This is a genomic window from Hydrogenophaga sp., from assembly GCF_030651625.1.
Lineage (GTDB): Bacteria > Pseudomonadota > Gammaproteobacteria > Burkholderiales > Burkholderiaceae_C > Hydrogenophaga.
Map to the genome: position 1 here is coordinate 77176 of NZ_JAUSCF010000004.1, position 17165 is coordinate 94340.

The window sequence follows — 17165 nt, forward strand, 5'->3', positions numbered from 1 at the left end:
GATCATTCAGGTCTGCCGCAGCGTGATCGTTCAGACTGTAGCCCAGGTAACAACCAGTAAGCAATCCATTCAATCACATACAAATGATGACACGCGTGAGGGCGCCTGGCTCGTGGCTGAAGACGGGGAGCGGCGGTCAGTGGCGTAGCCATCGGCAGCGCGACAAACCTCACGCCAGGCACCCGCTGCATCGGTGCCCAGGAGAATGGTATGTGATTGACGACAGCCGGTTCGTTGTTTCCTTGCGTCAGACCGAACATGACCGGTGGTCAAGCCGTTTATTCTGTGCACAGGAAGCCTTTTGTATGCCAACGGCGGAGCGCCGGGTGTCTGTTGGGCTTCCGCGATGTGCCCGTCGCGCAGCAACGGCAGAGCCCATGCTGGCCAAATGCTGGCGTGCCTCAGATTCATTCGACCCAAGTACCCATGCCCACATGCCAACACGGAGGTCAATTCATGACCACCCACGCTCTGGTGTTGACCTGGCTTATCGGAACACCTGTGTGACAAGCACGCAACCCATCGTCATGGCGACCCCGGGCAACACCCTGCTGCTTTACGCGCCCGTTCCCCTTTATTCCAGCGGGCAGGGTTACCTGCTGGAAGACCAGGCCTGCAACGGCCTTCGCCGGTGGGCAGAAAATTTTGACCACGTCATCGTGATGCACCCGCTGCAGCACGGCGCAGCGCCGCCCAGCTGGATTCCGGTGGAATCGTCCGGCATCGATCTGGACCGGGTGGAGTTCGTGGCTCTGCCCACCGCCTACCGCCCCGACCAGTTTCTGCTCCACTACGGGAAGGTGCGGCGGCAGATCGCTCAGCTGATCGATCGCGCACAGTACCTGACCTTTGCCATCGGTGGCCTATTTGGTGACTGGGGCGCGGTGGCGGCACTGGAGGCCCACCGCAAGGGCCGGCGCTTTGCGGTCTGGACCGATCGGGTGGAGTCCGACGTGGCCCGGCACGAGGCAACGTCCGCTCCAACACTGAAAGCGCGTGTGAGGGCAAGGCTCTTCCACCGGCCCATGGCCATGCTGGAGCGGGCCGTCATTCGTCGCGCCACCGTGGGCCTCTTTCACGGTGCAGAGACGCACGCCGCGTACGCGCCCTATGCCAAGGCGGCGGAAATCGTGCACGACATCCACCTTCGGGAGGAGGATCGCATCCCTGCTGACGAGCTGAAAAAGAAGCAGGAAACGGTCTTGCAGGGCCCCTTGAAAATCTGCTATCTGGGTCGCGCCGACCCGATGAAGGGCACCGACGACTGGATGGCTGTGATGGCGAACCTGAAGGCGGCCGGGATCGACTTCCACGCGACATGGCTGGGTGCCGGCGAACGCCTGCAAGCCATGAAGGACCAGAGCGACAGCCTGGGGCTGGGGGCGCAGGTCGCGCTGCCCGGCTTCGTGAGAGACCGTGCGGCGATCCTGACCGCGCTGCGGGAGGCGCAGGTGTTCGTGTTCTGCCACAAGACGCCGGAGTCGCCCCGCAACCTGATCGAGGCGCTGGTTTCGGGGACGCCGCTCGTCGGCTACGACAGCCCTTTTCCCAGAGACCTGATCGCTGCGAACGGCGGCGGCTGGCTGTCGCCCAAAGACGATGTGAAAGCGCTCACGGCCGTCCTGGTCAGCCTCGCGGGCGATCGCCAGCGCCTGGCAGACCTCATCGATCGGGCCGCCCGGGATGGCAGTCCCTTCAACGATGTGGCGGTCTTCAAACACCGCAGCGAAGTGATACGTGCCCACCTCTGATACCCAGCTTCCCGGCGGGCACCCCGCAGGGGGCGGGCGGGAAAAACCCACGTCCGGTGTTCGCCTGGACCGTTACCGCCCATCGCTGCCACTGGCATGCGTTCCGATCCATCAAACAAGAATGACCGTTCATCTGGGGAGCTCGACATGAGTGAGGAAGCGGTAACAGGCGGTCCGGAAGAGCCTGAACCGTCCACGCTGCGTGGCCTGCTGCGGGCTGGCGCAGCGCAGGCCGGCGAGCGCCTGGCGTTCGCTTTTCTGGACGACCAGCTGGCCGTGACCGGGCAACTGACGTTCTCGGAACTGGCCGACATGGCCCACACCATCGCCTTGCGCCTGGCACCGCTGGTGGCGCCAGGCGACCGGGTGTTGCTGGCCTTCGACAACGGCCCGGACGCCGTGTGCCTGTTCTGGGGCTGTATCGCAGCAGGCGTGGTGCCTGTGCCTGCGCCAGCGCCCAAACCACCGCGCGCAAAAGCCAGGAATGCCCGGTTGCCGGGCATCGCTGCCGACGCAGGCATCACGCTCGCCATGGCTTCCGACGAGCATGCCAGGGCCGCCAGGGTCCACTCGCCCGAACTCACCTGGCTGTCGCTGCCGGAGCTGCTGGCCGACGGGCCCGCCAGTGCGCCCGCCGCCAGCCGGGCAGAGGCGACACCCAGCGACCTTGCCTACCTGCAGTACACATCGGGATCCACCAGCGAGCCCCGTGGCGTTGAAATCACCCACGCCAACATCCTGGCCCAGTGCAAGGCCCTCGGCACAGCAGAGAAGATCGATCCCGACCGGTCGCGTGCCCTGATCTGGCTGCCCTGGTTCCACGACTATGGCCTGGTGCACGGTCTGGTGCAGCCGGTGTACACCCGGGCCGCCTCGTTCCTGATGCCCACCAGCGCTTTCACACTCAATCCGTTGAAGTGGCTCGAAGCCATCGACCAACACCAGATCACCCACAGCGGCGGTCCGGACTTCGCCTACGCCGCCTGCGTGCAGGCCCTGGCGCGACAACCGAACTGGTCCGCCCGGCTCAGTGGCTGGGAGCTGGCTTCCAGCGGCGCGGAGCCGGTGCGTGACACCACGCTGCATGCTTTTGCCGAAGCCTTTGCGCCGCACGGCTTCGACAACACCCTCTTCGCACCTTCGTACGGCCTGGCGGAAGCGGTGCTGGGCGTCACGATGCGAAACCTGCGCACGGCGCCACGCTGCCTGGCGCTGGACGCGAGGGCGCTGGAGCACAAAGCGGTGCTTGAAGCGCAGGCCACGGCCACGGGTTCGCGCGCCCTGGTGAGCTGCGGCAAGCCCCTGCCCGGGTTTGAAGTGCGCATCGTGGACCCCCTGACCCGCCTGCCCTGCAACCCGGACCGGATCGGGGAAATCTGGGTGGCAGGACCGAGCGTGGGGCGGGGCTACTGGGGCCAGCCAGCGACCAGCGAAGCGATCTTCCGCGCATCTCTCGCGGGCGATGAGCCTGGCCGCTCAACCTACCTCCGGACCGGAGATCTGGGTTTTCTTTCTGAGGGCGAGCTGTTCATCACAGGCAGGGACAAGGACCTGATCGTGGTCCATGGCCGCAACATCTACCCCCAGGATATCGAACTGACGACACAGACGGCCCATCCCGCCGTGCGGCCAGGCGGCGTGATCGCGGTGGCGGTCGAAAAGGGCGCACGTCAGGTGGTGGTGGTGCTGATGGAATGCCACCGCAGACAGACACCGGCAGAGATCCGTGTGGCGATCGACGAGGTGCGGCGACAGGTCGGGCTCGAGCACGAGCTGGACCTTCACGATGTGTTGCCCCTGCAGACCGGCGCCTTGCCGCGCACCTCCAGCGGCAAGCCGCAGCGCGGCGCCGCCCGCCACCTGTACCTGCAGGGCGCGCTGGAGCCCATGCGACTGGCGGCTCAGGTGCCCTCAGACCTCGCCGCATCCCCGGCCCTGGCGTCAGACCCCCTGCTGCTGGAAACGCTGACCGCGTTGTGGGCCGAGATCCTGGGCCAGACGACGATCGAACCCGAGGCGAACTTCTTTGACCTCGGCGGCGACTCGCTGCTGGCCACCCAGCTGGTGTCGCGCCTGCACGCAAGGCTGGGGGTCGAACTGCCGGTCAGCGCCCTGTTCGAGGCCCCCACGGTGCAAGGTCTCGCGCACCAGGTTGCCCGGGCACGGGCGAACCTGTCGGACGACCCCGCCACCCTGACCCTGTTCGAGCGGGTGCCGCCCGCCCCGGACCGCGCCCGCGCGCCGGGCAGCCAGGTTCCGCTGTCGTTCTCCCAGGAGCGCATGTGGTTCATGCACGAGCTCGCCCCCACGAGCACCGCCTACAACATCCCGCTGGCCCTGCGCCTGCACGGTCCGCTCGACGTGACCGCCCTGCAGACCGCCCTGGCGCGGGTGGTGGACCGGCACGAAGTGCTGCGCACCCGCTTCATCAAGACCCGCGAAGGTGTGGTGGGCGAGGTGGTGGAGAGCCCGCCACCCGTACTCGAAGCCGTGCACCTGAACACCGCCGGTCTGCGCACCACCGAAGAGGCGCTGCACCGCCACCTGACCCAGGCCACCAGCGAGCCTTTCCGGCTGGACCAGTGCCCGCTGTTTCGCGCGCAGGTGGTGCACCTGGGTGACCAGGACGCGGTGCTGCTGATCGTGATGCACCACATCGTCAGCGACCAGTGGTCGTTCGCCGAGATGGGCCGGGAACTGGCGGTGCACTACAGCGCGGCGCGCACCGGGGGTGAAGCGTCTCTGCCCCGACTGACGATCCAGTACGCCGACTACGCCGCCTGGCACCGCCAGTGGTTTGAAGGTGCGCGGCGCGACCGGGAGCTCGCTTACTGGACGCGTCGCCTGGAAGGCCTGGAACCGCTGCCACTGAACGAAGACTTTCCGCGCCCCCGGCAGCAGAGCTTCAGGGGTGCCTCGATTCGTTTCCCTCTGCCTGTGGACGACATCGCCGCCCTGCGGCGCCTGGGTGCGGCCCATGGTGCCAGCCTGTCGATGGTGCTGATGGCCGCACTCAATGTGATGCTGCACCGGCACACCGGCAAGACCGACATCGCCATCGGCGTGCCGATTGCCAACCGCCACCACCTGGCCTCCGAAAGCCTGATCGGCACCTTCGTGAACACCCTGGTGTTCCGCACCGACCTGGCTGGCGATCCGGACTACCGCACCGTGCTGGCACGGGTGCGCGACGTGTCGCTGGAGGCCTTCGCCCACCAGGACATGCCCTTCGAGGTGCTGGTGCGCGAACTGGCGGGCCAACCCGACGCCAGCCGGCAACCGCTGTTCAATGTGATGTTCAACATGGTGAACTCACAGGCCCGCGACAGCACCTTCGACGGACTGACCTGGTCCCGTCTGGATTTCGACCGGGCATCGGCCCAGTTCGACCTGACGGTGGTCGCCGACCTGCTCTACGACCAGGCCCTGGTGATCGAGTACGCCACCGATCTGTTCACACGCGAGACCGTGCAACGCATGGGCGAGCACCTGCAACGCATCCTGCTCGCCGCGATCGACGCCCCCGGGGTGCGCGTGGCCACGATCCCGCTGCTGGGTGACGCCGAGCGCGCCTGCCTGCACAACTGGTCGCTGGGGCCCGCCCAAGCGCCGGCGGCCCACTCGGTGGTCGACTGGGTGGCGCGCGGCGCGCGGCGGTTCCCGCAGCAGACCGCGCTCATCTTCGGCGACACGCACCTGACCCACCAGGCACTGGACGAGGCGTCGAACCGGCTGGCCAGGGTGCTGCGCGATCAGGGCATTGCGCGCGGTGCCCGCGTCGGTCTGTGCCTGCCGCGCAGCCACGACCTGGTCATCGCCCTGCTGGCCGTCCTCAAGACCGGTGCGGCCTATGTCCCGCTGGACCCCGCCTATCCGGTGGAGCGGCTGAACCACCAGATCGACGATGCCGACCTGGCGATGCTGGTCACGCTCCGGCCCATGGCGCAGACGCTGGCGCGCGGGCACCAGTCGAACCTGCTGCTGGACGTGGACCATGCACGGATCTTGGCGGCCGCCACCGATCCCCTGGAAGCGAACCCCGATCTCGACGCCGGGCCGGAAGATGCGGCCTACCTGATCTACACCTCCGGCTCCACCGGTAAGCCCAAAGGGGTCGCCGTGCCCCACCGGGCCGTGGTCAACTTCCTGTGCAGCATGGCGAACGAGCCGGGTCTCTCACCCCGGGACCGGCTGCTGGCCGTCACCACGCCCAGCTTCGACATCGCCGTGCTCGAGCTGCTCCTGCCGCTGGGTGTGGGCGCCACGGTGGTCGTTGCCAGCGAAGCCCAGGCCACCGACGGCACGGCACTGGCCGAGGTGATCGCCCGGGAGCACATCACGGTGCTGCAGGCCACGCCGTCGCGCTGGCACCTGCTGATCGATTCCGGCTGGCCTGGAAACGCCGGCTTGAAGGCGCTGGTGGGCGGCGAACCGCTCACGCCCAGTCTGGCCACGCAGTTGCTGGCCTGCTGCGGCGAGGTCTGGAACATGTACGGCCCCACCGAAACCACGGTGTGGTCGAGCTGTTGGCGGGTACAGGCCGACGCCGTGCAGCACATCTCGCTGGGGCAGCCGATCGCCAACACGTCGGTCCAGGTGCTTGACGAACACCACCAGCCCAGCCCCATTGGCGTGCCTGGGGAAATTCACATCGGCGGTACCGGGGTGGCACTCGGCTATTACAAACGCCCGGACCTCACCGCCGAGCGCTTCATCGAGCAACCCGAAGCCGCGGAGCGGGAGAACCGGCGCATCTACCGCACCGGTGACCGTGGGCGCTGGCGACACGATGGCTCGCTGGAACACGGCGGGCGGCTGGACGACCAGATCAAGCTGCGCGGCTTCCGTATCGAACTCGGCGAGATTGAAGCCCGCCTGCTGAGCCATCCGGGCGTCGCGCGCGCCGTGGTGATCCTGCGCGAAGACCAGCCCGGCCAGGCCAGGCTGGTGGCCTATGTGGTGCCCGAAGGCCCCATGCCCGCGCGCGAGGCCTTGCGACAGCATCTTCGCCAATGGCTGCCGGACCACATGGTCCCCGCTGTGGTGGTGCCGCTCGACAGCATTCCGGTGCTGCCCAACGGCAAGACCAACCGCCGGGCGCTGCCCGCCCCCGACCACAGCCATGCCGGCACAGGCGCCGCACCGGTGGCGCCGCGCAACACCACCGAGCAGGCCATCTGGGCGGTCTGGCAGGAAGCCCTGCACGCCGAAGGCTTCGGCATTCACGACAACTTCTTCGATCTCGGGGGCCATTCGATCCTGGCCGTGGCTGTGGTCAGCCGCATCGAGACGGCGCTGGATCGACCATGTGCGCTGGGCCTGCTGTTCGAGCACCCGACGGTGGCCGACCTGGCCTGCGCCCTCACACAGACCCGCCCGGAAGGTGCACCGGACCTGCCGGTGGCGGTGCTGCAGCCGCAGGGCAGCGGCCCGGGCCTGTTCCTGCTGGCGGGGGCGGAGATGTACCGCCACCTCGCACAGAAGCTGGATCCGCAGATGCCGGTGTACGGCGTGTTTTCTCAGACCGAAATCGACTTGCTGCACTGGCCGGCGCAGGCGGCGCTTCCGGCGGTTTCGGTCGAGACGCTGGCCGGGGAATACCTCGCGCTGATCCAGGGCATCCAGCCGCACGGGCCCTACTTTCTGGGGGGCTTCTCGATCGGCGGGGCACTGGCCTATGAGGTGGCACAGCGTCTGCATCGAGCCGGTGAAGAGATCGGCCTGATCGTGCTGCTCGACTCCATGCTGCCCGGGCACGGCTTCAAATACCTGCTGGCGGGCGTGATCAGGCGCCTGCGGCTGATCCGGCGCGAAGGCCTGGGGCACCTGCTGCACGTCTACCGCGTCTACCGACGTCAGACCCAGCAACGGCACGCGCCGGGCAGCCGGCGCATCCAGGCCTACGCGCAGGCCATACGCGCCTACGAGGCCGTGCCCAGCGATCTGCCCGTGCTGTTCCTGCAGGCTGGCAACGACGCTTCCACCGCACCGGCCTACGGCTGGCGCTCACTGGTGCCAGAATTGACCGTGGAACGCGTGCCTGGCAATCACATGAGCATTCTGGAACCACCCAATGTGGACACGCTGGCCCGTCAGGTGCGGACCCACCTGGCAGCCGTGCCAGTGGGCCATTCTGCGGTGTCTGCTGTGAACGCCGGGATGGAACTTTCATCTGAATCCGTCACCTCTGCCCCATGTACCTGAGGAATTCACTGACCTGTGCCCTGGCCTTGCTGCTGAGTGCCTGTGGATGGCAAAAATCGCTGGACCCTGTGGCGCTCTCCGCCCTGTACGCGCAACCCCTGGCCCCGCCGGACAAGCCCCTGCGGGTGTTCCACATCGGGCACAGCCTGGTGGGCCGCGACATGCCAGCCATGCTGGAACAGCTGGCCGGCGCGGGCCACGACCACCGTTCCCAGCTGGGTTGGGGTGCCACGCTCAAGTCGCACTGGGAACCCGATGTGCCCATCAACGGCTTTGAGCAGGAAAACGCCCACCCGCGCTACCAGGACGCCACGGCGGCGGTCAAGAGCGGTCAGCTGGATGCGCTGGTCCTGACCGAGATGGTCGAGATCAAGGACGCGATCAAATACTTTGACAGCCCGGCCTACCTGCGGCGGTGGGCGCGCCTGGCGCGCGAAAGCAACCCCGCCACCCGCGTGTACCTGTACGAAACCTGGCACCCGCTGGACGATCCCCAGGGCTGGCTCCAGCGGCTGGACGACGACCTGCCGCGCCACTGGGAGGGCGAGCTGCTGGCCAAGGCCCTGGCCCACGGCGACACCGGGCCGGTCCACGTGATTCCGGCCGGACAGGTCATGGCGCGTTTCGTCCGGCGCCTGGAGCAGGGCGGGGGGTTGCCCGGTCTGGCATCGCGTGAAGGCCTCTTTGCCCTGAACCCCGACGGCACGCAGGACAACATCCACCTGAGCGACCTGGGCAGCTACCTGGTGGCCCTGACCCACTTCGCCGTGCTTTACCACCGCAGTCCGGTGGGCCTGCCGCACCGGCTGCTGCGGGCCGACGGCAGCCCGGCAGACGCCCCCAGCGATGAAGTGGCACACATGATGCAGGCCGTGGTCTGGGAAGTGGTGACAGGCTACCCCAAGACCGGCGTGGCACCGCCGTGAGCACACGGGTTCGCCCCCGCACGGGCCCATCAGGCGGCACCACCTGTCTGACACCCGATGCCACGGATCCCTTTAAAGGCATCGGCCAGGCGGAAATCCCCCACCATGCGTGCGTTTGCAGCGGCATGGGGCCATCCACCCGGGCGGCCCTGGCGACCGCACATTCGGCCAGCCACCCCACCCTATACTGATCCATGGCGCTTTCTCACCAGCCCCCCAAATCCATCCTGAAGCGGCGCAGCAGCATCTCCACGGCGGTACAGACCGTGCTGGACGGGCTCGCCGTGATGGGCCTGGGTTACTTCCTCGTGCTGCACCACATCGGCGGACTCACGGCGGAATACACCGTGCTGCTGCTGCTGTTGCTGATCAGCATGGGTGTGGCCTACGACCAGTTCGGTCTCTACCGCAGCAACAGCGGCTTTGCCCGCAAGGCGCTCACGCTGTTCAAGGCCTGGACGCTGGTGTTCGCCTTCCTGCTGGCGGTGGGCTTTGCGGTCAAGCAGACCGAGTTTTTCTCGCGCCTGTTGCTGGGGCAGCTCTACGTGGCGGGCTACGTGTTGCAGCTGCTGCTGCAGTTTGCGTTCCGCAGTGCGCAGATGCGCCTGATGCACCACGCCGTTGCGCCCGAGAACGTGCTGATCGTGGGCACCGGCCGCCTCGCCAAGTACCTGCAGAACAAGGTGTCCACCAACCCCTGGCTGGGCCAGCATGTGATTGGCTGCCTGGCGCTGCCCGAAGGCGGCGACGTGGACATGGAGAACGTGCCGTCCAAGCTCTACGATTCGTCGGACTTCGCTTCGCTGAAAGACGCCCAGGTGGTCGGGCAGTTCGACGAAATGATGGCGGTGATCGACCAGTTTGAAGTGCGCACCGTGTACTTCGCCATTCCGCTGAGCCAGTCGGCCCTGATCGAGGACATGTATTTCCGGCTGCTCGACAAGCACGTGGCCGTGCACTGGGTGCCCGACATTTTCTCCATGCTGCTGGTCAACCACAGCGTGCGCGAGATCGCCGGCCTGCCGGTGCTCACCCTGTCGGAAACGCCACTCACCGGCACGCGCCTGCTGCTCAAGGCGGTGGAAGATTTCGTGCTCTCGGCCCTGATCTTGCTGGCGGTGTCGCCGCTGCTGCTGATCATTGCGATCGCCATCAAGCTCGACAGCCCGGGGCCGGTGTTCTTCAAGCAGGCGCGCAACGGCTGGAGCGGCAAGACCTTCCGGATCTGGAAGTTCCGCAGCATGCACGTGCACCAGCCCGACGCCGGCGAGGTGAAGCAGGCCACCCGCAACGACCCGCGCGTGACCCGCGTGGGCGCCTTCCTGCGCAAGACCAGCCTGGACGAGCTGCCCCAGCTGATCAACGTGCTCGGGGGCAGCATGTCGCTGGTGGGCCCGCGCCCGCACGCCGTGCAGCACGACGCCGAATACTCACAGCGCATCGACAGCTACTTCGCGCGCCACAACATCAAGCCCGGCATCACCGGCCTGGCACAGGTGCGTGGCTTCCGGGGCGAAACCACCCACATCGAACAGATGCAGCAACGCGTGGAGGCCGACATCGAGTACATCAACAACTGGTCGCTGTGGCTGGACTTCACGATTCTGCTGCGCACGCTGGGGGCGTTGACCGGGCGGAATGCGTATTGAGATTTAGGTGGATCTGCAAGGAAATAGCGCGATCTGCTTTACAGGTTCCGTATAACGGAATATCATGAATCATGATCCGCTCTTTTGTTTGTACCGACACCGAGGCGCTTTTCCACAGCCGCCTGGTGCCGAGGTTCAAGAACATCGAACGGGTAGCACGGCGAAAGTTGCTGCAGTTACATGCCTCGACCGAACTGGCCAGCTTGCGGGTTCCTCCCGGCAACCAGCTCGAAGCGCTGAAGCATGACCGTAAAGGCCAACACAGTGTGCGCATCAACGAACAGTGGCGGTTGTGCTTTGTCTGGCGCGAAGACGGGGCGTACCAGGTTGAAATTGTGGACTACCACTAGGAGCAGAACATGGCGAAATTGCTAGAGGAAATTCACCCCGGCGAAATCTTGCTGGAAGACTTCATGAAACCCATGGGCATCAGCGCGCGCAAGCTGTCTGCCGATATCGACGTGTCACCGAGCCGCATCAGTGAGGTCGTGCATGGCCAGCGCCCCATCACGGCTGACACGGCACTGCGCCTGGGTCTCTACTTCGGTATGGAGCCCCGTTTCTGGATCAACCTCCAATCAGAGTACGACATGCGCACCACCGCCCGCGAATTTCAGACCAAGATCGCACCGCGCATTCGGGTGTTTCAGCACGTCTGAAGGGGGCAGTGCCCGACGAAGCTGTGATCCGCGGCGAAAACGAGCGCTGAAATCCTGAGCTCGACCGGCAGTGTGATGGATATGAACGCTGGAACAAGCGTTGATGCAGGTTGGTGAAGGTGAAGGCGAAGGTACCCATTGGAAGCCACAATCTTCCCTGGCAATCACGGGCAACGTGAACCACGCTTCTCGCCTGTCCGGGGAATCACCCAGTGCTCGAAGCGCTCAAGCCGATGTGCCACGCGCTGTACTGGAAGACGGAAACCGGTTCGGACTTTTCCGCCTGCGCTGTAGCCCTGTCGGAACTGGCCCGGCTTTCGCCCGGTGCCGACGTGTGGGTGAAGAACGACCCCGTGTTCGGTTGATTCACACTGCTGGTCTCGTTCATGGACGCCGCCCCCTGGCGTTTCACCGGTTTCACCGGTTTTACCGGTTTTACCGGTTTTACCGGTAACTTACTCGAAGAGAACCACCTGCAGTCCCATGCGTTCGTGGTGAAGTCCATTGATGAAGCACTGCTGGAGGCGCTGGCACCGGTAATGTCCACCGCTTGGTCGTACAACGCCACCATGCCGGCCATGCTGCAGCAGGAAACGCCTTGTCTCGCGTGGCCGCTCCGCATTTCAGTATCGGGGCGTTTTGGTACGGCAACAGTCTCAAAAAACCCGATCTCTGTCTGTTCCACCCGAAGGAACTGATTGAGGCGGGTTTTCCGTTCCTGAAGCGCTCAACGGTGGAAAAGTTTTCAACCTGTTTTCAGGCGCCGAAGGAGATGAAAACCCCGTTGGGTTCACTCGGACATCCAGTGCCGTGAGCCTTGGCGTTTCGACTGTCTGCATGGTCGTGCGCCATCCTGACTGCACATAAGACGGTGACTCAATTGCCGGCGAAGTGAAGCAGGCGACCCACGCGTGACCCGCGTGGGCGCCTTTCTGCGCAAGACCAGTCTGGACGAGCTGCCCCAGCTGATCAACGTGCTCGGGGGCAGCATGTCGCTGGTGGGGGGCAGGTCAGGGCCACGCCCGCAAGCCGTGCAGCACGACGCCGAATACTCACAGCGCATCGACAGCTACTTCGCGCGCCACAACATCAAGCCCGGCATCACCGGCCTGGCACAGGTGCGTGGCTTCCGGGGCGAGACCACCCACATCGAACAGATGCAGCAACGCGTGGAGGCCGACATCGAGTACATCAACAACTGGTCGCTGTGGCTGGACTTCACGATTCTGCTGCGCACGCTGGGGGCGCTGACCGGGCGGAATGCGTATTGAGGGGGTTGGGGCGCTCACGGGCGCGATCGAAAGCACAACGGCACAGAACCCATTCCCGCTTTCGTTGGAAGCGCGAACCCATCCTCCCCCTGTGTAGCGTCACGCAACCCGCATGGAAAGTATGGGTGCCTGAATCGCGCTGAAGGCGGAACACTCTGTGCATTGGTCAAAAAATCCAGATTGACAAAGATGCTGCTCGACGAATTGCATGCTCAACGCGACGTCATACAGAGCCTTGGCACGCGCTACGGGGCCCGCCATATCCGCGTCTTCGGCTCGATGGCACGTCGTGAGGAGCGTGCCGACAGCGATGTGGACTTTCTGGTGGATTTCCCGCGCGGCTACGACCTTTTTGCCCAGCACATGCCGCTGACACACCAACTGGCGCAGCTGTTGCAGCGACCGGTGGAACTGGTGCCTGAACACGAGCTGAACCGGCACATACGCGCACAGGTCTTGAGCGAGGTGGTGGATCTATGAGCATACCCTGGCAACCCTATGCGCTGCACATCCTGGATGCCATCGCGCGCATTCGGCAAATACAGGCCCGAGGCGACCTGACACAGGATCAGGTGTTGTACGACACCACCTTGCGAAGCGTGTAAGCCCTACGCTACATTATCTGTCGGTCGACAATTTATGTGACAGGGTTGGGAAATAAGAATTGAATGGAGGAACTCAGTTGAGTTCCCCAATCCTCGTAAATCTCCATCCCCACAAGATCAAATCGTTCCATCGCCTCAATATCGAATGGATAGAATCACGTCCATACCTTGCATTACAATGGATCCAGGGGGACATAACCGATGATGTCCAGCGTATTCGCATCGAGAAGGGCAGTCCAGAAGATTGACCTTGACTCAACTGGCAAGGTCAAGACTTGATCTTCGGAGACTTTATTTTTTTCCAACCACCTTTCAAGTAGTGCTCGATTTTCAGGCGTTCGACCCATAAGAATTCGAATTGGTTGAGCTCTTTGTCTGATTATCTCTTGATTGTCCGAATTCAAAGGTTGCCAGTACTCCGGGCGTACTGGCAAATCTTTTCCAGCAAGAGCCAGTTCAAACGATTTCATTCGTTCGCTACCGTCGCGGGATGGGCGCAGACCGACCAGTGCGACACCGGAAAATGGCAGATTTCGATAGCCTGACTCAGCCAGTGGCAAATCGGCAGGGTCGACATCGGCTGCACTCACAACCACGAAACGATCTACCGCGTGCACGAGATATACCGGCCGTGCTTGATAGACCGACCAAATGCCATATCCCAATGCGAGCACCTGCATCATAACGATCACGCAGAGGTCGCGGATCAATTCGGGGCGAGGCTTTCGCTTGTCAAACACCACCCATGTAAGGATAGGGCCGAGCACGACATCCACCGCAACAATGAGTCCGAACAGGGCTTGCCCTCCGGAGAGTTCCCGGTAGGGAAATGGGTACCAAAGAAAGAAAACGAGCAGGGAGCACACCAGCGCCACCGATCCGGTGAAGGCCAAATGTATGCCTGCTGCCTTGCTCCTTGATTTCCAGTCTACTGTCTTTAGCATTCACAAGCAGAGATGCAATTTCAAAAGGAACAGCTCTTTCACAGCGCCAGGCTAAGTGCTATCGGCACTCGCCAGGCGCGAACCGCGAGGGGAGCGGATTAGACGGTACGTCGACCGACATGCCCCGGGAAACTGCGAGCAGATTGGCGGATGACGCACAGGCCCAGTCCACCGGTCCGGTCTCGCCCGTGTACGTGTTTGCAAGTGCGACATCCAGCGGTACATAGCCCCCGTCTGCCGAAAGAAAAGGCTTTAAAATCAGGGCAGCGTCATTGGGAATGGTTCCTACGTTATCGCGATCAAAGACCACAAGGATCTCTCCCGATGTATCGTCGATCTGAATCCTCTCGATGTACTTGCTTGTTCGGCCTGCACCGCCCTGACCTTCGTTGAACGTGGTCGCGGTCACTGCTAGCTCCACCTGAGTCAGTGCGGCGGTGGACACAATTTGTTTGGCATCCGTGGCGAGGGACATGCCTTCGATCACGCGGGCACGAATCGCGTAGTCCTGATACGCAGGCAACGCAATCGCTGCCAGAATAGCAATAATTGCCACGACAATCATCAGCTCGATGAGGGTGAAGCCTTGGGCAATTCTGGGTTTCATGGGCATCTTTTGATGTGATCACAGCGTTGCATTTGACGCAGCAGAAGTCATGCCAATTTTATTGCGGGTGTCCTGCGTGATTTAAGTCACAGCTTAAAGCCATGGCTGTCAATTTTTGTCAAGATCCCCCTTTTTATAGAAGGACTGACAATTAGCTTCTGCAGATTAGCCCCCGACACGAGCGATTTCCACAGGGTGCTCCTGCGCAATACTGACATATCCTCGGCTACAATACATGCCGCACTCAAACGGTGGTACAGACATCTACACGAAAAAAGGGACGCCCGTAGGCGTCCCTTTTTTCGTGCACGCATGAAGAGCCGCTACGGCTCTTCAGCTTCGCATCAACGGCACTCGCTGGGTGCGAACTTGGTGGGCAAAGTACCCGCCGTGATGCCGGTCATACCACGGTTGGTTGCCACTGACTGGCCCACGGTCGCGCAACCCCAATCAATTGGGCCAGTCTCGGCGGCAGGGTCAGCAAACACGACATCCAAAGCCGCGAAGACTCCGCCGCCTTGAGACATGAAAGGCTTCATCACGAGGGTTGCATCTACCGGAATATTACCGACGTTGTCACGGTTGTAAGTCACAACGATTTCGCCAGACGCTGGGTCGATTTGCACGCGGTTCACGTACTTGCTGGTTGCGCCGTCCCCACCGGCCTGGTCGTTCCAAGAGACCGCCAATGCGTCGAGTTCGGCCGCGGTCGTGCCGCTCGTGCCGATCTGGGTCTTGGCATCCGCTGCCACAGACAGACCTTCGGTTACGCGAGCACGGATGGTGTAGTCTTGGTAAGCGGGCAGAGCCACGGCAGCCAGAATACCGATGATGGCCACCACGATCATCAATTCGATCAGGGTGAAACCTTTTTGCATGGAACGCTTCATGGAAAAAACTCCTTGAGGGGGTTGTATGGGGGGTAGGGAACGGTAAGCCTAGTGCAGGGAGCGTGCCAGCTTGAAATGGCCGGTGTTTTGCGGCCTATTTCACGGTTCGGCGGGGGCGGGTGACGAAACGTGTCGCATGGGGTTTGCTGTGGGTGACAAATTTTGTCCGTGGGCGATGGGGTGACGTTTTTCGTCGTACCGGTGGTCGGGGATGGGCGGTTGTGTCCGGTGTTTGGGGCTCTCTAGGAGGTGCGGTGGTTCTGCCAATGGGGGCAACCGGCTCGGCTCCCCTTTGGAATCGCTGCTGCCCTAACCTTCAGCCCTCCGCCAGCGAGGAAGGGAGCGAGAACAGCTCGCTACGCAGGGGTGGTTGGCTCTCTTGATGTTGCAGGCCGCAGCGATATATACTGAGATATATATCATTCTCAAGAGGTGCTGCCGTGACTTCAACCGCCAAAATATTCAAGACAGGTCGCAGCCAGGCGGTGCGCCTGCCCTTGGCCTACCGTTTCGACACGACAGAGGTCTTCATTCGCCGAGATCCGCAAACAGGCGATGTGATTCTCTCCAGCAAACCCAGCACTTGGGACGGTTTCTTGCAGGTCAGAAAGACTGCCAGCGTACCAGCCGATTTCCTGAGCGGGTCTGACCGCGATCAGGGTGGCACACACAACCGCGATCCATTCGAAGCGTGGTCCGAGTGAAGCGCTACATGCTTGACACCAGCACGGTCAGCTATCTGGTGCGTGCGCATCCCCTGGTCACACAGCGGGTCGTGGACGCTCCCATGGCGTCGCTGTGTATTTCCTCCGTCACGGAGGGTGAGTTGATGTTCGGCGTGGCGCGCAGGCCGCAAGCCGTTCGGCTGGCGAGCACGGTGAATGAGTTCCTGAACCGGGTGGTCTCTCTGCCTTGGGACAGCGATGTGGCAAGGTGCTATGGAATGCTCAGGGCCAAGACACAAGGCGAAGGCATCAACCTGACGCCGCTGGACATGATGATCGCCGCTCATGCGTGGTCGGTGAATGCCACGCTGGTGACCAGTGATGCTGCGTTTTTCCATCTGTCGGCACTGGAAACCGAAGACTGGAGCCGTTGACGAAACGGGATTACAGCCTACTGGAATAAAAGCGGTTTCGGAGCCCACACGTTGTGCGTAGTACCCAAAACCCTTCTCAAAAGGCGAGAGTTCGCCAATGGCGCCATCGATCAGGTCGGCCAGGTCAGAGCGGCGAAGCGGATAGAGGTCTGCCTCCATGGACTGGAGCAATTCGGCGGGGGCGTCCGGCACGGAACCCAGAATGGACTGGCTGCCGATGACCATGATTTCGTTTTGGTCCGTGATGGCTGCGGCTGCGCGAATCAGGTGTTCGAGCTCGCTGCGCCTCATAGGGGTTCCTGGCGCTGATTCCAGTCTTTAAGGAAGGCAAAGCGTTCCTTGTTCGTCAGCACCTAAGTGAAGGGCGACGACTGGCGCAAAGCGGCTCCGTGCTCGGAATCGTCCAGCGCCACCGCAAGCGTGGCCTCGAGTCCTTGCGCCATGAGGCGCTCCCATTCTTCCAGATAAGACTGGGCAGAAGGACTCACGGTGCCTCACCACCGTTGCAGCGTCAGCTGGGCGCGCTCAAACAGCGCGTAGTCCCTTCGAAGCTTGGCCGC

The 17165-nt window shown here is 63.2% G+C and carries 16 protein-coding genes and 1 pseudogene; 13 read left to right on the top strand and 4 right to left on the bottom strand.

Annotation, left to right across the window (positions count from 1 at the left end):
- Nucleotides 1-503 precede the first annotated feature (503 nt).
- From Q7V46_RS01235 to Q7V46_RS01285, 11 genes and pseudogenes are all read left to right on the top strand, one after another.
- Nucleotides 504-1751, top strand: a complete 1248-nt coding sequence (locus Q7V46_RS01235) for a glycosyltransferase (RefSeq protein ID WP_304911680.1) — start codon at nucleotides 504-506, stop codon at nucleotides 1749-1751.
- A 147-nt stretch (nucleotides 1752-1898) separates the two neighbouring features.
- Nucleotides 1899-7955 (top strand): non-ribosomal peptide synthetase, encoded by a 6057-nt coding sequence (locus tag Q7V46_RS01240; RefSeq protein ID WP_304911681.1) that lies wholly within the window; start codon nucleotides 1899-1901, stop codon nucleotides 7953-7955.
- Nucleotides 7946-8881, top strand: a complete 936-nt coding sequence (locus Q7V46_RS01245) for a hypothetical protein (protein WP_304911682.1) — start codon at nucleotides 7946-7948, stop codon at nucleotides 8879-8881. The genes Q7V46_RS01240 and Q7V46_RS01245 overlap by 10 nt, the downstream gene beginning before the upstream one ends.
- Before the next feature lie 194 nt (nucleotides 8882-9075).
- Nucleotides 9076-10530 (top strand): undecaprenyl-phosphate glucose phosphotransferase, encoded by a 1455-nt coding sequence (locus Q7V46_RS01250; RefSeq protein WP_304911683.1) that lies wholly within the window; start codon nucleotides 9076-9078, stop codon nucleotides 10528-10530.
- A gap of 71 nt (nucleotides 10531-10601) precedes the next feature.
- Nucleotides 10602-10880 carry a type II toxin-antitoxin system RelE/ParE family toxin gene (locus Q7V46_RS01255; protein WP_304911684.1) on the top strand — a complete coding sequence of 93 codons (279 nt, stop codon included), beginning with the start codon at nucleotides 10602-10604 and terminating at the stop codon, nucleotides 10878-10880.
- A 9-nt stretch (nucleotides 10881-10889) separates the two neighbouring features.
- A complete protein-coding gene (locus Q7V46_RS01260) occupies nucleotides 10890-11189 on the top strand; it encodes a HigA family addiction module antitoxin (RefSeq protein WP_304911685.1) in 300 nt (99 codons plus the stop codon).
- Nucleotides 11190-11401: 212 nt separating this feature from the next.
- Nucleotides 11402-11554, top strand: coding sequence for a hypothetical protein (locus tag Q7V46_RS01265; protein ID WP_304911686.1), 153 nt, complete (start codon nucleotides 11402-11404; stop codon nucleotides 11552-11554).
- 21 nt (nucleotides 11555-11575) lie between these two features.
- Nucleotides 11576-11887, top strand: a complete 312-nt coding sequence (locus tag Q7V46_RS01270; protein WP_304911687.1) for a hypothetical protein — start codon at nucleotides 11576-11578, stop codon at nucleotides 11885-11887.
- A gap of 201 nt (nucleotides 11888-12088) precedes the next feature.
- Nucleotides 12089-12460, top strand: a pseudogene (locus tag Q7V46_RS01275) (sugar transferase); the annotation flags it as partial.
- 189 nt (nucleotides 12461-12649) lie between these two features.
- Entirely contained in the window at nucleotides 12650-12940 is a 291-nt protein-coding gene (locus Q7V46_RS01280; protein WP_304911688.1) for a nucleotidyltransferase family protein, read from the top strand.
- Nucleotides 12937-13065, top strand: coding sequence for a hypothetical protein (locus tag Q7V46_RS01285; protein WP_304911689.1), 129 nt, complete (start codon nucleotides 12937-12939; stop codon nucleotides 13063-13065). The genes Q7V46_RS01280 and Q7V46_RS01285 overlap by 4 nt, the downstream gene beginning before the upstream one ends.
- 173 nt (nucleotides 13066-13238) lie before the next feature.
- Here Q7V46_RS01285 and tfpZ read toward each other — a convergent pair whose 3' ends face one another.
- The 3 genes from tfpZ to Q7V46_RS01300 all read right to left on the bottom strand — a co-directional run bounded on the left by tfpZ (nucleotide 13239) and on the right by Q7V46_RS01300 (nucleotide 15506).
- Entirely contained in the window at nucleotides 13239-14009 is a 771-nt protein-coding gene (tfpZ, locus tag Q7V46_RS01290; RefSeq protein WP_304911690.1) for a TfpX/TfpZ family type IV pilin accessory protein, read from the bottom strand.
- 58 nt (nucleotides 14010-14067) lie between these two features.
- Nucleotides 14068-14616 carry a prepilin-type N-terminal cleavage/methylation domain-containing protein gene (locus Q7V46_RS01295; protein ID WP_304911691.1) on the bottom strand — a complete coding sequence of 183 codons (549 nt, stop codon included), beginning with the start codon at nucleotides 14614-14616 and terminating at the stop codon, nucleotides 14068-14070.
- A gap of 344 nt (nucleotides 14617-14960) precedes the next feature.
- Complete coding sequence (locus tag Q7V46_RS01300) at nucleotides 14961-15506, bottom strand: prepilin-type N-terminal cleavage/methylation domain-containing protein (protein ID WP_304911692.1); 546 nt, start codon at nucleotides 15504-15506, stop codon at nucleotides 14961-14963.
- Nucleotides 15507-15946: 440 nt separating this feature from the next.
- Here Q7V46_RS01300 and Q7V46_RS01305 point away from each other — a divergent pair, with 440 nt between their 5' ends.
- Both Q7V46_RS01305 and Q7V46_RS01310 read left to right on the top strand, forming a co-directional pair.
- Nucleotides 15947-16210: an antitoxin gene (locus Q7V46_RS01305; RefSeq protein ID WP_304911693.1), complete on the top strand. Its 264-nt coding sequence runs from the start codon at nucleotides 15947-15949 to the stop codon at nucleotides 16208-16210.
- 8 nt (nucleotides 16211-16218) lie between these two features.
- Nucleotides 16219-16605, top strand: a complete 387-nt coding sequence (locus Q7V46_RS01310; protein WP_304911694.1) for a type II toxin-antitoxin system VapC family toxin — start codon at nucleotides 16219-16221, stop codon at nucleotides 16603-16605.
- 353 nt (nucleotides 16606-16958) lie between these two features.
- Here the strand turns inward: Q7V46_RS01310 and Q7V46_RS01315 are convergent, their stop codons facing one another.
- The gene (locus tag Q7V46_RS01315; RefSeq protein ID WP_304911695.1) at nucleotides 16959-17093 is read right to left on the bottom strand and encodes a hypothetical protein; all 135 of its coding nucleotides are present in this window, start codon (nucleotides 17091-17093) and stop codon (nucleotides 16959-16961) included.
- Between the last annotated feature and the right edge of the window lie 72 nt (nucleotides 17094-17165).

Bases quoted from the DNA above. Each gene is read 5' to 3' on its own strand.
- Q7V46_RS01295 (WP_304911691.1), bottom strand. From the start codon at position 14,616: ATGAAACCCAGAATTGCCCAAGGCTTCACCCTCATCGAGCTGATGATT.
- Q7V46_RS01285 (WP_304911689.1), top strand. From the start codon at position 12,937: ATGAGCATACCCTGGCAACCCTATGCGCTGCACATCCTGGATGCCATC.
- Q7V46_RS01245 (WP_304911682.1), top strand. From the start codon at position 7,946: ATGTACCTGAGGAATTCACTGACCTGTGCCCTGGCCTTGCTGCTGAGT.
- Q7V46_RS01240 (WP_304911681.1), top strand. From the start codon at position 1,899: ATGAGTGAGGAAGCGGTAACAGGCGGTCCGGAAGAGCCTGAACCGTCC.
- Q7V46_RS01260 (WP_304911685.1), top strand. From the start codon at position 10,890: ATGGCGAAATTGCTAGAGGAAATTCACCCCGGCGAAATCTTGCTGGAA.
- Q7V46_RS01255 (WP_304911684.1), top strand. From the start codon at position 10,602: ATGATCCGCTCTTTTGTTTGTACCGACACCGAGGCGCTTTTCCACAGC.
- Q7V46_RS01310 (WP_304911694.1), top strand. From the start codon at position 16,219: ATGCTTGACACCAGCACGGTCAGCTATCTGGTGCGTGCGCATCCCCTG.
- Q7V46_RS01270 (WP_304911687.1), top strand. From the start codon at position 11,576: ATGGACGCCGCCCCCTGGCGTTTCACCGGTTTCACCGGTTTTACCGGT.
- Q7V46_RS01300 (WP_304911692.1), bottom strand. From the start codon at position 15,506: ATGAAGCGTTCCATGCAAAAAGGTTTCACCCTGATCGAATTGATGATC.
- tfpZ (WP_304911690.1), bottom strand. From the start codon at position 14,009: ATGCTAAAGACAGTAGACTGGAAATCAAGGAGCAAGGCAGCAGGCATA.
- Q7V46_RS01280 (WP_304911688.1), top strand. From the start codon at position 12,650: ATGCTGCTCGACGAATTGCATGCTCAACGCGACGTCATACAGAGCCTT.
- Q7V46_RS01250 (WP_304911683.1), top strand. From the start codon at position 9,076: ATGGCGCTTTCTCACCAGCCCCCCAAATCCATCCTGAAGCGGCGCAGC.